Origin of the sequence: Streptomyces griseocarneus, assembly GCF_014655595.1 — a bacterium.
Taxonomy (GTDB): Bacteria; Actinomycetota; Actinomycetes; order Streptomycetales; family Streptomycetaceae; genus Streptomyces; species Streptomyces griseocarneus.
The window spans coordinates 16222-29666 of sequence record NZ_BNBL01000010.1; the positions used below are offsets into that span (position 1 = coordinate 16222).

At 72.3% G+C, this 13445-nt stretch carries 15 protein-coding genes; 6 read left to right on the plus strand and 9 right to left on the minus strand.

Going from position 1 to position 13445, the window contains the following annotated elements:
• Positions 1-173 precede the first annotated feature (173 nt).
• Positions 174-515, minus strand: coding sequence for a carboxymuconolactone decarboxylase family protein (locus IE295_RS23645; protein ID WP_190065758.1), 342 nt, complete (start codon positions 513-515; stop codon positions 174-176).
• Between the two features lie 87 nt (positions 516-602).
• Between IE295_RS23645 and IE295_RS23650 the strand changes: the two genes are divergently transcribed.
• Entirely contained in the window at positions 603-1466 is an 864-nt protein-coding gene (locus IE295_RS23650) for a LysR family transcriptional regulator (RefSeq protein ID WP_224322917.1), read from the plus strand.
• Here IE295_RS23650 and IE295_RS23655 read toward each other — a convergent pair.
• The 5 genes from IE295_RS23655 to IE295_RS23675 all read right to left on the minus strand — a co-directional run bounded on the left by IE295_RS23655 (position 1457) and on the right by IE295_RS23675 (position 6026).
• Positions 1457-1891 (minus strand): DoxX family protein, encoded by a 435-nt coding sequence (locus IE295_RS23655; RefSeq protein ID WP_224322899.1) that lies wholly within the window; start codon positions 1889-1891, stop codon positions 1457-1459. The genes IE295_RS23650 and IE295_RS23655 overlap by 10 nt on opposite strands.
• Before the next feature lie 59 nt (positions 1892-1950).
• Positions 1951-3252: a hemolysin family protein gene (locus IE295_RS23660; RefSeq protein WP_190065760.1), complete on the minus strand. Its 1302-nt coding sequence runs from the start codon at positions 3250-3252 to the stop codon at positions 1951-1953.
• Positions 3249-3746, minus strand: a complete 498-nt coding sequence (gene ybeY / locus IE295_RS23665; RefSeq protein WP_190065761.1) for an rRNA maturation RNase YbeY — start codon at positions 3744-3746, stop codon at positions 3249-3251. The genes IE295_RS23660 and ybeY overlap by 4 nt, the downstream gene beginning before the upstream one ends.
• A 12-nt stretch (positions 3747-3758) precedes the next feature.
• Entirely contained in the window at positions 3759-4751 is a 993-nt protein-coding gene (locus IE295_RS23670) for a PhoH family protein (protein ID WP_190065762.1), read from the minus strand.
• A 105-nt stretch (positions 4752-4856) separates the two neighbouring features.
• Positions 4857-6026, minus strand: coding sequence for a carbohydrate kinase family protein (locus tag IE295_RS23675; protein ID WP_190065763.1), 1170 nt, complete (start codon positions 6024-6026; stop codon positions 4857-4859).
• 77 nt (positions 6027-6103) lie between these two features.
• Here IE295_RS23675 and IE295_RS23680 point away from each other — a divergent pair, with 77 nt between their 5' ends.
• On the plus strand, positions 6104-7450 hold the full coding sequence (locus IE295_RS23680) for a 6-phospho-beta-glucosidase (protein ID WP_190065764.1): 1347 nt from the start codon (positions 6104-6106) through the stop codon (positions 7448-7450).
• Between the two features lie 78 nt (positions 7451-7528).
• Here the strand turns inward: IE295_RS23680 and IE295_RS23685 are convergent, their stop codons facing one another.
• Positions 7529-8983, minus strand: coding sequence for an MFS transporter (locus IE295_RS23685; RefSeq protein ID WP_190065765.1), 1455 nt, complete (start codon positions 8981-8983; stop codon positions 7529-7531).
• Positions 8984-9130: 147 nt separating this feature from the next.
• On the opposite strand from IE295_RS23685, the gene IE295_RS23690 reads away from it, so the two are divergent.
• The 4 genes from IE295_RS23690 to era are packed head-to-tail and all read left to right on the plus strand — an operon-like array spanning position 9131 to position 11747.
• The gene (locus IE295_RS23690; RefSeq protein ID WP_190065997.1) at positions 9131-9952 is read left to right on the plus strand and encodes a helix-turn-helix transcriptional regulator; all 822 of its coding nucleotides are present in this window, start codon (positions 9131-9133) and stop codon (positions 9950-9952) included.
• Between the two features lie 34 nt (positions 9953-9986).
• Positions 9987-10337, plus strand: a complete 351-nt coding sequence (locus IE295_RS23695; RefSeq protein WP_190065766.1) for a cytidine deaminase-like protein — start codon at positions 9987-9989, stop codon at positions 10335-10337.
• Between the two features lie 3 nt (positions 10338-10340).
• Positions 10341-10760 (plus strand): hypothetical protein, encoded by a 420-nt coding sequence (locus IE295_RS23700; RefSeq protein ID WP_190065767.1) that lies wholly within the window; start codon positions 10341-10343, stop codon positions 10758-10760.
• 45 nt (positions 10761-10805) lie between these two features.
• A complete protein-coding gene (era, locus tag IE295_RS23705) occupies positions 10806-11747 on the plus strand; it encodes a GTPase Era (RefSeq protein ID WP_190065768.1) in 942 nt (313 codons plus the stop codon).
• Between the two features lie 149 nt (positions 11748-11896).
• Here the strand turns inward: era and IE295_RS23710 are convergent, their stop codons facing one another.
• Together IE295_RS23710 and IE295_RS23715 are read right to left on the minus strand one after the other, a co-directional pair.
• On the minus strand, positions 11897-12163 hold the full coding sequence (locus IE295_RS23710; RefSeq protein WP_190065769.1) for a protealysin inhibitor emfourin: 267 nt from the start codon (positions 12161-12163) through the stop codon (positions 11897-11899).
• A 39-nt stretch (positions 12164-12202) separates the two neighbouring features.
• Positions 12203-13276: a M4 family metallopeptidase gene (locus IE295_RS23715; protein WP_190065770.1), complete on the minus strand. Its 1074-nt coding sequence runs from the start codon at positions 13274-13276 to the stop codon at positions 12203-12205.
• Between the last annotated feature and the right edge of the window lie 169 nt (positions 13277-13445).

Genomic DNA, 13445 nt, shown 5'->3' on the forward strand with positions numbered 1-13445 from the left:
GACGTAGCGCCCTCAGTGCCGGGCTTCGCCCGGGCCCGCTGCGCTGTGCTGCGCGGTGGGGAGCGGGGATGCGTCCATGCTGAGATCGGTGCGGCCGGCTCTGCCCGGGCGGCAGGCGTTCGCGCATCGTCGGCACAGGCCGAACACTCGGCGTAGTGCTCGCAGTACTGCGGTCATGAGCGTCCCTCCTGGTTCTCCTCGTGCAGGCGGTGGGCCAGCAGGGAGTGGGCCATGGCGCCTCCCGCGCTCACCGCGGAGGCGACGAAGGCGGCTTCCGTCATTTCGTGGGGGGTCGCGCCGGCTTCGGCGGCGCCGCGGGTGTGGGTGTCGATGCAGTAGGCGCAGCGGGTCGCGGTGGCGACTGCCAGGGCGATGAGCTCGCGGTATTTGAGCGGTATCGCGCCGCCGTCGCGGAAGACGGCCGCGTGGAAGGCGAGGAAGGCGTTGGCCTCGGTCTTCGCCAGCTCTCGGACGGCGGGGACGCGTTGCAGGTCGGAGGGGTGTTGGTAGGTCATGAAGTGATGGAATCAGGGTGCCCGCGGCCTGGTCCAAGACCGTTTTGGTCGACGTGCCGACGCGTTCGATATCGTCATGGCGTGGACATGCGCAGGCTCCAGTACTTCGTCGCGGTCGCGGAGGAGGGCAACGTGGGCCGGGCCGCCCGCCGGCTGCTCATGTCGCAGCCGCCGCTCAGCCAGCGCATCCGCGAGCTGGAGGCGGACCTGGGCTGTGCGCTGTTCGTCCGTACTCCGCAGGGCATGACGCTCACCCCGCCCGGCGAGGTGCTGCTGGAGGAGGCGCGCCGGCTGTTGGAGGGTGTCGAGCGTGCCCGCGACCTGGTGCGCCGGGCGGCCGGGCAGCGGGTGCTGCGCGTGGGTGTCGTCGGCCCCGGTGAGGCTGCGCTGTCGGCATCCATGGCGCACGCCTTCACGCGGCGACACGACGATGTCGAGGTCACTCTGGTTCAGGGCGATCTGAGCGATCCGACCGTCGGGCTGCCGGCCGGGAACGTGGATGCGGCGATCACCTTCACCCCCTTCACCCGGACCGGCCTGTCCACACGCACCGTGCGACAGGACCGGTGCTACGCCGCCGTGCCGGCCTCCAGCCCCCTGGCGGACGCCGCCGTTCTCTCCCGTGCGGATCTGCGCGGCCACCTCTCGGTCCGTCTGGCCGACGGCACCGACCCGCTGTTCCGCGCGCACTGGCAGCCCGGCACCTCACTCGAGGGCCCGGTGGTCCGCTCGATGGACGAGTGCTTGCACGCCGTGCTGTGGCGCAAGGCCGTGGCGCTGGTTCCCGAGCAGGTGGTGCGCGGCCATCCGGTCGAGGGCATCGCCTACGTCCCCGTCGGCGACCTGCCGCCGGCCGACCTGGTGGTGGCCTGGCGCCGCTCGGACCGCAACCCGCTCGTCGCCCACTACGTCGACGCCTTCTGTGCCGCCGTCGCGCCCTCTCATCCTTGAGTCCGCCGCGCGGCCCATACGCACGGCGGCCGGGGGCGTTCCGTGGCCGCGATGAGGAGGCCGCCCAGCATCGACATGTTCTTGAAGAAGCCGATCCGCGACTGGGCGCGCTTTCCGGGGTCGGATTCCTTCCAGTACGCGTGGCCCGCCAGCGTCGTGGGGACGAGGCTGGCGGCCAGGACGAGGGCGGAGAGGCGGGGGAGGCGGCCGAGGGCCAGGAGGGCCCCGGCTCCTACGTGGACGGCGCCGTTGAGGCGGACCAGGGTCGCCGCGTCGCTGGGAAGGCCCGGGACGCGGTTCGCGATGGCCAGGGCCACGGGGGCGGCCATGCCGGCCAGCATCTCCGGGTGCTGGATCGTCTGCACGCCGCTGGTGAGGAAGGCCGACGCCAGCAACGGGCGCGCGAGAGGGGTGACCACTGCCATTTCGCGTACGTTCCCGGCGCGGGCCGGGGGGAATCCCCGGCCCGGCGGGATTCGCCCGGTCAGTCGTCGTCCGTCCGTACGGGCTCGACCAGCACCGTGACGATGCGGTTGCGGCGGCCGGCCGCCGCCTCGGCGGTCAGGCGCAGGGCGACCAGCTCGGGGTCCCGGCCCCGCTCGGAGAGCGGGATCTGTGCCGTCGCGCCGGCGATCGGCACCCGGCCCAGGGACTTCGCCAGCAGGCCGCCGACCGTCTCGACGTCCTCGTCGTCGAACTCCTCCAGGCCGAAGAGCTGGCCCAGGTCGCCGAGGTCGAGCCGGGCGGTGACGCGGTAGTGGTCGTCGCCGAGCTCCTCGACGGGCGGCAGCTCGCGGTCGTACTCGTCGGTGATCTCGCCGACGATCTCCTCGAGGATGTCCTCGATGGTGACGATGCCGGCCGTGCCGCCGTACTCGTCGATGACGACCGCGCAGTGGTTGCGCTGCTGCTGCATCTCGCGCAGCAGGTCGCCGGCGTTCTTGGTGTCGGGGACGAACACGGCGGGCCGCATGGCCGTGGAGACCAGCTCGCTCTCGGCGTCGCGGTTGATGTGGGTCTTCCGGACGAGGTCCTTGAGGTAGACGATGCCCACCACGTCGTCCTCGTTCTCGCCGGTTACCGGTATGCGCGAGAAGCCCGAGCGCAGCGCGAGGGTGAGCGCCTGGCGGATGGTCTTGCCGCGCTCGATGACGACGAGGTCCGTGCGCGGCACCATGACCTCGCGGACGAGGGTGTCGCCGAGCTCGAAGACGGAGTGGACCATGCGCCGCTCGTCGTCCTCGATCAGCGACTCCTTCTCCGCCAGGTCCACCATGGACCGCAGCTCCGCCTCCGAGGCGAAGGGGCCCATGCGGAATCCCTTGCCGGGGGTGAGGGCGTTGCCGATGAGGATCAGCAGCCGGGGCACGGGCCCCATGATGCGGGCCAGCGGCAGCAGCACGTACGCCGCCGCGGTGGCGGTGTTCAGCGGGTGCTGGCGGCCGATGGTGCGCGGGGAGACGCCGACGGCCACGTACGAGACGAGGACCATCACGCCGATGGCCACGGTCAGCGCCTGCCAGGTGGCGTCGAACTCCTCCAGGCAGACGTAGGTGACGAAGACGCCCGCGGCCATCTCGCACGCGACGCGCACCAGCAGCGCCACGTTGAGGTAGCGGGTGGGGTCGGCCGCGACGGCCATCAGCCGCGCGCTGCCGCGCCGCCCGGACCGTACGGCCTCCTCGGCCCGGAACCGGGTGGTCCGGGCGAGGCCGGCCTCGGCGCAGGCGGCGAGCCAGGCGACGACGAGCAGCAGGACCGCGGCGGCGATCAGCCGGCCGGTCACGTGAACGTGGGAGCCGGGGAGGGCCCTTCGATGCCGCGCTCGGCGCGCCAGCCGTCGATGATCGCCGCCTGGAGGCCGAACATCTCGGACTTCTCGTCGGGCTCCTCGTGGTCGTAGCCCAGGAGGTGCAGGACTCCGTGGACGGTCAGGAGCTGGAGCTCCTCGTCCATGGAGTGCCCGGTCGGGGCCTCCTGGCCCTGCTTCTTCGCGACCTCGGGGCACAGCACGATGTCGCCGAGGAGGCCCTGCGGCGGCTCGTCGTCGTCCTTGGCCGGCGGGCGCAGCTCGTCCATGGGGAAGGACATCACATCGGTGGGGCCGGGCAGGTCCATCCACTGGATGTGGAGCTGCTCCATGGCTTCTTCGTCGACGACGATGACCGAGAGCTCGGAGAGCGGGTGGATACGCATCCGGCTGAGGGCGTAGCGGGCGACGTCGAGGATCGCCTGCTCGTCGACCTCAGTGCCGGATTCGTTGTTGACGTCGATTGCCATCGTGGTTGCGCTTTACTTTCCGTTGCGGCTGTCGTACTGCTCGTACGCGTCGACAATACGTCCCACGAGCTTGTGCCGGACCACGTCGTTGCTGGTGAGCATGGAGAAGTGGACGTCCTCGACGCCGTCGAGGATCTCCCGCACCTGGCGCAGGCCGCTCTTCGTGCCGCCGGGGAGGTCGATCTGGGTGACGTCACCGGTGATGACGATCTTGGAATCGAAGCCGAGGCGGGTCAGGAACATCTTCATCTGCTCGGGGCTGGTGTTCTGCGCCTCGTCCAGGATGATGAACGCGTCGTTCAGCGTCCGGCCGCGCATGTAGGCCAGCGGTGCGACCTCGATCGTCCCGGCGGCCATCAGGCGCGGGATGGAGTCGGGGTCGAGCATGTCGTGCAGGGCGTCGTACAGCGGCCGCAGATACGGGTCGATCTTCTCGTAGAGCGTGCCGGGCAGGAAGCCGAGCCGCTCGCCCGCCTCGACCGCCGGCCGGGTGAGGATGATGCGGTTGACCTGCTTGGACTGCAGTGCCTGGACCGCCTTGGCCATGGCCAGATAGGTCTTTCCGGTGCCGGCGGGGCCGATGCCGAAGACGACCGTGTGCTTGTCGATGGCGTCGACATAGCGCTTCTGGTTGAGCGTCTTGGGACGGATGGTGCGGCCGCGGCTGGAGAGGATGTTCTGGGTGAGGACCTCGGCGGGGGTCTCGGCCCCCTTCTCCTCGTTCTTGAGCATGGCGATCGAGCGTTCCACCGCGTCCTCCGTCATCGGCGCCCCCGTGCGGAGCACCAGCATCATCTCGGCGAAGAGGCGCTGGACGAGGGCCACTTCCCGCTCGTCGCCCGTCACGCTGACTTCGTTGCCCCGTACGTGGATGTCCGCCGACGGGAAGGCGTTCTCGATGACGCGCAGGAGCGTGTCCCCGGAACCCAGGACCGTCACCATCGGGTGCTTGGCCGGGATCGTGAAGTGGGCGCTCGCCTGCGGTCGTGTGGGTGTCTGAGTCATGGGCCGGCACTGAAGGCCTGCTCATCCCCTCTTTCCTGCGTTCCGGTATCCGAAGAACCTTGGAATACCAAGGGTACGACGGTGCCCCCGTGAGCCCGAAGGCTTTTACGGGTGCCGGAAGCCCAGCGTGGGCACGGCCCGGCGCAGCGGCCAGGGCCGGGGGGCGGCGGGCAGCAGGCCGTCGAGGAAGGCGTAGCGGCGCAGGGTGACGGCGGACTGGTCGTTGAAGGACCGCACGTGCTGCCACCAGGCCGCGATCTCCACCCAGCCGGGCGCGGACAACGACCCCCCGAACTCCTGCACCGACAGCGCGGCGGTCAGCCCCGCGAACGCGAGCCGGTCCGCGAGCGGCCACTCGGCGAGGGTGCCGGTGACGAAGCCCGCCACGAAGACGTCCCCCGCGCCGGTCGGGTCCAGCGCCTCCACGACGATGGCCGGCACCTCGGCGCACTCGCCCGTACGGCCGTCCACCGCGTACGCGCCCCGCTCGCCCATCGTCACCACGGCGAGCGGCACCTTGTCCGCCAGCGCGCGGGCGGCGGCGCGCGGACAGTCGGTGCGGGTGTAGCGCATCGCCTCCTCGGCGTTGGGCAGGAAGGCCTCGCAGTGCTCGAGGTCCGCCAGGTCCGACGGGTCCCACCGGCCGGTGTCGTCCCAGCCCACGTCGGCGAAGACGCGGCTGCCGCGCCGGGCCGCCGTCGCGATCCACTCCTCCTGCTTGCCGGGGACCAGCAGCGCCACGCAGGCCCGGGCGGGGGGCGGGCACTCGGGGGCGGGCTCCTCCGGCGGCGGGGCCTCGTGCCCGTGCGAGACCATCGTCCGCTCGCCCTCGTACGCCATGGAGACGGTGACCGGCGAGTGCCAGCCGGGCACCGTGCGCGACAGGCTCAGGTCGATGCCCTCGCCCCTCGAGAGGCCCTCCCAGCAGTACTCCCCGTACATGTCGTCGCCGAAGGCCGCCGCGAGCGAGGTGCGCAGGCCCAGGCGGGCCAGGGCGGTGGCCATGTTGGCGATGCCGCCCGGGCTGGAGCCCATGCCGCGCGCCCAGGACTCGGTGCCGCGCACGGGGGCGGAGTCAAGCCCCGTGAAGATGATGTCGAGGAAAACGGTCCCGGTCAGGTAGACGTCGGTTGCCGGATCACTTTCCGAACGCAGGTCCGCGAGCGGGTCGAGGACCGGTGCCGCGCCCTCGTTGCGTTCGACGGGGACGCACCCGCCCTGACCGGCTGCCTGCGCTGTGACATGCGGTGTCGTGTGCGGCGAAGAGACCGTCATGCTCGCTCGTTGCTCCTCTCAGGGATGCACGGGTGCGGGTCCGGACAGTGTGCCCGATGCTGCGGTACGTTCCGGCCATGAGGCTGACGATTCTCGGCGGTGGCGGATTCCGGGTGCCGTTGGTGCACCGGGCCCTTCTCGACGACGCCCGGCGTGACGCGCCGGGCCGCTGTACGGAACTCGTGCTGTACGACACCGACTCGACCCGCGCCAGAGTGATCGCGTCCGTGCTGGCCACCCAGGCCGCAGGCGTGCCGCGCGCCCCCGCCGTGCGCATCGCCGACGACCTGGACCAGGCGTTGCGGGGCACGGACTTCGTCTTCTCCGCGATCCGCGTCGGCGGCACGGCCGGCAGGGTGATGGACGAGCGCATCCCGCTCAGCGAGGGGGTGTTGGGACAGGAGACGGTCGGCGCGGGCGGCGTGCTCTACGGCCTGCGGACGGTCCTGGTGGCGCTGGACATCGCCGAGCGGGTGGCGGCGGTGGCCCCGGACGCGTGGGTCATCAACTTCACCAATCCGGCGGGCATGGTGACCGAGGCGATGTCCGCCGTCCTCGGCGACCGCGTGATCGGCATCTGCGACTCGCCGGTGGGCCTGGTGCGCCGCGCCACCCGCGCGGTGGGCGCCGACCCCGAGAGGGTGACGTTCGACTACGTGGGGCTCAACCACCTCGGGTGGCTGAGGACGTTGGAGGTGGACGGGCGGGACCTGCTGCCCGGCCTGCTGACGGACGAGCGGGCGCTCGGCTCCTTCGAGGAGGGCAAGCTCTTCGGCGCCGAGTGGCTGCGGGCCCTGGGCGCGCTGCCCAACGAATACCTGCACTACTACTACTTCCGCCGCGAGACCCTGCGCTCGGTGCGGGAGGCCGCCAAGACCCGCGGCGAGTTCCTCGACCAGCAGCAGAGCGGCTTCTTCCGGGAGGCGGCGGCCACCCCGCACCGCTCGCACGAGCTGTGGGAGCGGACCCGGCTGCAGCGCGAGGTGACGTACATGGCGGAGAGCCGCGCCGCCAGCGGCGGCTGGCAGCGCGACACCTGCGACCTGGACGGCGGCGGCTACGACCGCGTGGCCCTGGCCCTGATGCGGGCCGTCGCGGGCGACGAGGGCACCCGCCTGATCCTCAACGTCCGCAACGGCACGACCGTGCCGGCGCTGGCCCCCGAGGCCGTCATCGAGACGGTGTGCGTCGTGGACGCCAAGGGCGCCCGCCCGCTGCCGTGCGCGCCCCTGCGCGAGGACCAGCTGGGGCTGATGCTGCAGCTCAAGGCCGTGGAGCGGGCCGCCATCCAGGCGGCCGTCCACGAGGACCGCGACGCGGCGCTGCGCGCCCTGGCGCTGCACCCGCTGGTGGACTCCCCGGCGGTGGCGGCCCGCATCCTGGCCCGGGCCCAGGGGGCGAGGTCCGTGGCCACGGTCGGGTAGGGGAGCACCGGGGGAACGTGAAGACGCCGGGCGGGCCGCTCACGCGACCCGCCCGGCTCCCGGACACACCCCGCGCCGTCAGCGCGCGGCCCGCGCCCGCGCGCCGTGCAGCCCCACCGCCGTCAGGACGGCCACCACGGCCACCACGGCCGCGTCCACGCCGAGCCCCAGCCTCACGCCCCCCAGCGTCGCGGAGGCGAAGGACGAGCCGCCGTCCCGCAGGGCGGTGACGTGCGCCGACGCCAGGGCGCTCAGCAGCGGGATGCCGATGGTGATGCCCACCTGCTGCGAGCTGGTGACCAGGCCCGTGGCCAGCCCCTGCTCCGCGTCCGGCAGGCCCGACGTCGCCGTCACCCCGTAGGCGACGATCGCCCACAGGTGGCCGACGCAGCCCAGCGAGACCGCGACCAGGCCCAGCAGCGCGCCGGAGGACAGGCCCACCCCCAGCAGGGCCGCCGTGAAGACGGCCTGGATCACCAGGCCGGCGACCAGCGTGCGGTGGGCGCCCAGGCGGGCGATGACCCTGGGAGCGGTCATGCCGGCGACGACCGCGAGCAGACCCTGGACGCCGAAGACCAGCCCCGTGCGGAAGGCGGAGAGCTCCAGCACCTCCTGCAGGTAGAGGGTGAGCAGGAAGACGACCGTGCTCATCATCGCGAACGTCATCAGGCCGGCCAGGTTGCCCCAGGCGACCGTGCGCCGCCGCAGCATCGCCAGGGACACCAGCGGCTCGGCCGCCCGGGACTCGACGATCACGAAGGCCACCAGCAGCAGCACCCCCGCCACCAGCGTCACCAGCACGTCCGCGCCGCCGAAGCCGCGCTGCGCCGCCGTCGACAGCGCGTAGATCAGGGCCAGCAGACCACCGGTCACGGTCACCGCGCCCGGCACGTCCAGCCGGGGCCGGTGAGGGTGCCGGGACTCGGTGAGCAGGCCGGGAGCCGCCAGCAGCACGAGGACGCCCGCCACCGCGAGCAGCCCCATCGTCGAGCGCCAGCCCAGCGCGTCGGTCATCACGCCGCCGAGCACCATGCCGACGGTGAAACCCAGCGAGAGCAGCGTGCCGCTGATGCCGAGCGCCTTCTCGCGCTCCGGCCCCTCGGCGAACGTCGTGGTCAGCAGGGACATGCCGGTGGGGACGAGCACGGCCGCACCCATGCCCTGCAGGGCCCGCCCGGCCAGGAAGGAGGCGGGGTCCCAGGCGAACGTGGCGAGCACCGAGGCCGCGGTGAACAGGCCCAGGCCCACCAGGAAGAGCCGGCGCCGCCCGTACAGGTCGGCGATCCGGCCGAAGAACAGCAGGAAGCCGCCGGACGGCAGCGCGAACGCGGTCACCGCCCACTGCAGGTCGGCCTGGCCCATGCCCAGGTCGTCGCCGAGGACGGGCAGCGCCACGTTCAGGATGGAGAAGTCGAGCGCGACGATGAACTGCGCGGCGCACAGCACCAGCAGGATCAGCCTCGCGCGGCCGGACAGGACGGGGGCGGGGGCAGGGGTGCGGGGTTCCGCCCGGGTGGGGGTGTCGATCGCCATGCCCCCACCCTCCGGCGGCAGGAACAACCGTGGGGAGAGCGTGCTTATGGTGGTGGCCGCACCACCAGGCAAGGGGGAGAGTTGACCATCGCGTCGCAGGAAGCAGACACCAAGCCGCGCCGCCGCCAGGAACTGCGCGACTTCCTGATGAGCCGCCGGGCCAGGGTCTCGCCCGCGGAGGCCGGCCTGCCGGACGGCGGCGGCCGCCGCCGCACGCCCGGGCTGCGCCGCGAGGAGGTCGCGGTGCTCGCCGGGGTCGGGGCCTCCTGGTACCAGTGGCTCGAGCAGGGGCGCGACATCACCGTCTCGCCGCAGGTGCTGGACGCCGTCGCGCGGGTCCTGCGGCTGGAGAACGCCGAGCGCCGCCACCTGTACGTCCTGGCCGGGCTCAACCCGCCGCTGCCGGAGGCCGTGCAGGGCCCGGACTACCTGTGCGACGGCCTGCACCGCCTGATCGAAGGCTGGATGCCGTCCCCGGCGCACATCATGGACCCCTACTGGAACATGGTCGCCTACAACGAGGCCGCCGGGCTGGTCCTCGGTTTCCGGCCCGAGACCCGGCAGAACTGCCTGATCGACTTCTTCACCGACCCGGTCTACCGCTCGCGCGCCGTGGACTGGGAGGCCAACGCCCGCCGCGTCGTCGCCACCTACCGCGCCGCGTGCTCGGAGCGCCCCGGCGACGAGGGCTTCGAGGAGGTCGTGGCCGAAGCGGCGGCGGAGAGCCCGGAGTTCGCAGAGCTCTGGGCGCGCGGCGACGTACAGCCCGGCGGCCTGGTGGTGAAGGAGATCCACCACCCGCTCGTCGGATCGCTCCTCTTCGAGAGCACCCAGCTGCGCGTCCCGGCCCGGCCGGACCTGACCATCGTGCTCCACAACCCCGTCCCGGACACGGACACGGCCGGGAAGGTGGCCTGGCTGAGCTCGCCCGAGGCCCGGCGCGGCAGCATGTACTCGGTGGCCGGCTGACCGGGCGGGCCGGGGCGGCTTCTATGCTCCCGGTATGACGGATGCTGCCCTGGACCCCGAAGACCGCAAGCTCATCACGCTCGCCCGCGCCACCCGCGCCCGCAACGCCGTCCCCGAGGGCGCGGCCGTCCGCGACGAGACGGGCCGTACGTACGTCGCCGGGACCGTCGCGCTGGAATCGCTGCGGCTGAGCGCCCTGCAGACGGCCGTGGCGATGGCCGTGGCCAGCGGCGCGACGTCCCTCGAGGCCGCGGCCGTGGTCTCCGAGGCAGGCTCCGTCCCCGACGCCGACCGCGCGGCCGTACGGGACCTGGGCGGCGCCGGCACCCCGGTGCTGCTCGCGGGCCCCGACGGCGCCCTGCGTGACACGCTCGGCGCGGGCTGAGCCGTGGCACGCGAGCGGACGTCGGCCCGCGCGGCCTGGTTCATCTGCGTGGTGTCGGCCGGCCTCACGTTCACCCTGGTCGTGGACTGGGCGGTGTTCGGCAAGGGCTTCAGCTGGACGACGGCCGCCATGCTGTTCGTCCTGTGGCCGCACGCCCTGAGCGACCTGCTGCGCGTACGCGGCCACCACCGGGCCGCCGGCCGCGCCCGCGCCGCGGGGTCCTGGAGCCCGTTCCTGGCCACCGCCGCCCTGTGGGCCGGGCTCGTCCTGGGCTGGACGCGCGGCGAGGGCACGGACTGGCTCGCCCTCGCGGCCGGCCTGCTGCTGCCCGCCGCCGGGGTCCTGTGGCTCGCCGGCAGGCTGACCGGGCGGCGCCCGCGCCGGGCCCGGGGCCCGTCCGGTGATCGCCCCGCGCGGGCCTGAGGGCGCTGGTCGGCGGCGGCCGGACGATCGGGGAGAATATGAGGCATGGACAACGCCTCCGCTCCCTCCCAGGCCCCCCACCGCGCGGGCTTCGCGTGCTTCGTCGGCCGCCCCAACGCGGGCAAGTCGACCCTGACCAACGCACTGGTGGGGACGAAGGTCGCGATCACCTCGAACCGCCCGCAGACCACCCGCCACACCGTGCGCGGCATCGTGCACCGCCCGGACGCCCAGCTCGTCCTCGTGGACACCCCCGGTCTGCACAAGCCGCGCACCCTGCTCGGCGAGCGGCTCAACGACGTCGTGCGCACCACGTGGGCCGAGGTCGACGTGATCGGCTTCTGCCTGCCGGCCGACCAGAAGCTCGGCCCGGGCGACAAGTTCATCGCCAAGGAACTCGCGGGGATCAAGAAGACCCCGAAGATCGCGATCGTCACCAAGACGGACCTGGTCGACTCCAAGCAGCTTGCCGAGCAGCTGATCGCCATCCAGCAGCTGGGCGAGGAGCTGGGCATCCAGTGGGCGCAGATCGTCCCGGTCTCGGCCGTCGGCGACAAGCAGGTCTCCCTGCTGGCCGACCTGATCGCCCCGCTGCTGCCCGAGAGCCCGCCGCTGTACCCCGAGGGTGACCTCACCGACGAGCCCGAGCAGGTCATGGTCGCCGAGCTGATCCGCGAGGCCGCGCTGGAGGGCGTCCGGGACGAGCTGCCGCACTCCATCGCCGTCGTGGTCGAGGAGATGCTGCCGCGCGAGGACCGGCCCAAGGACAAGCCGCTGCTGGACATCCACGCCAACGTCTACATCGAGCGCCCCAGCCAGAAGGGCATCATCATCGGCCCCAAGGGCGCCCGCCTGAAGGAGGTCGGCATGAAGTCCCGCAAGCACATCGAGGCGCTCCTGGGCACGCCGGTCTTCCTCGACCTGCACGTCAAGGTCGCCAAGGACTGGCAGCGCGACCCCAAGCAGCTGCGGAAGCTGGGCTTCTAGAGGTACCCGACACCGCCGGCCGGAGGCCGGCGCAGCCGCCCGAAGCCCGCGAGGCCCCTCGGGCCGAGCGGTGCGAGTGCGGCAGAGGGGAGAGGTCCCCAAGCAGCTGCGGAAGCTGGGCTTCTAAGGCTTTTCGGGCCGGGCGGCCCCTACGCCCCCTCCTTCAGCACCGTGCGGATCAGTTCGCGCTGGTCCTCGGTGAGGTGCGGGTCGGCCAGGTGGACCGAGCGGCCGTCCACCTTGATCTCGTAGCGGAAGCCGTCCGGCACCCCCCTCGCCGGTGCCTCCCGGCCCGGCGCGAGCGCGCGGTGGGCCAGGGCCTCCAGATGCGTGGCGTCGGGCCGGCCGCAGGTGTCCAGCTCGGCCCGGCGCTCGATGCCGGCGAAACCGCCGGTTCGGGTGATGACGATACGCATGCTGTCACCTCTACCCCCTCAGCGGCGGTCTACCGGCCGCTAGGCCGCGGGGACCCCCACCTGGCTCCAGGCCTTGAGCACGGCCTGGACCTCGTCGCCCTCGCCGTACAGGGACCGGGCCGAGGCCAACGTCAGCCGGGCGAAGTCCGCGAACTGGGCGTCGTCCTCCAGCTCGCCCCCGGTCAGCGTGGCGTACCAGATCTTCCCGGCCCGCTCCCAGGCATTGCCGCCGAGGGCGGTGGCCAGCAGGTAGAAGGCGTGGTTGGGGATGCCGGAATTGATGTGCACGCCGCCGTTGTCACGGCTGGTGCGGACGTAGTCGTCCATGGTGGCGGGCTGCGGGTCCTTGCCGAGGACGTCGTCGTCGTAGGCGGTGCCGGGGGCCTTCATCGAGCGCAGGGCCGTGCCCTTGTCCACGCCCGGCCCCAGCAGGCCCGACCCGATCAGCCAGTCGGCCTGTCCGGCGGACTGTCCCAGGGAGTACTGCTTGATCAGCGAGCCGAAGACGTCCGCGAGGGACTCGTTCAGCGCGCCCGACTGGCCGTAGTACTCCAGATTCGCCGTGTGCTGGACGACGCCGTGGGTCAGCTCGTGGCCGATGACGTCCACGGGAATGGTGAAGTCCAGGAAGACGTCGCCGTCGCCGTCGCCGAAGACCATCTGCTCGCCGTCCCAGAAGGCGTTGTTGTATTTCCGTCCGTAATGGACGGTGGCGTTCAGCGGCAGCCCCGCGTCGTCGATGGAATGCCGGCCGTAGACCTTCAGATAGAGATCGAAAGTGGCCCCGAGCCCGGCGTAGGCGCGGTTGACCGTGGCGTCCTTGCCCGGCTCCGAGCCCTCGGCGCGCACCTGGGTGCCCGGCAGGGTCTCGTGGCAGCGGGCGTCGTAGATCGTGCGACGGGGCGTGTCGGACGGGGTGCCGGCCGAGGAGTCCGCGTAGACCATGCGGCGCGCGGTGAGGCGGCGGCGGGTGCGCAGGGAGCCGTCGTGCTCGAGGGTGCGGCGGGCGTGTTCGTAGAACCGGGGGTCGTCGGTCTGGGCGAGGCGGTCCAGGACGTGCGGCGGAATGATGGTGCAGAAAACCGTCTTCTCTGACTTCTCTGATTCGGCCATGCGTGCAATCTGGCACCGGCCCCCGGCCTTGTCATTGGCCGGTGCCGCGATTAACACAAACGAGTGGCGGGGTTCCGTGTCCCGCATGCTGGAACGCCGCTGCGGCCCCTCACGGACCTCGGTTAGTGTGCTGTGCATCATGCGTGACGTGCTGCTTCTTCTTAGCCGC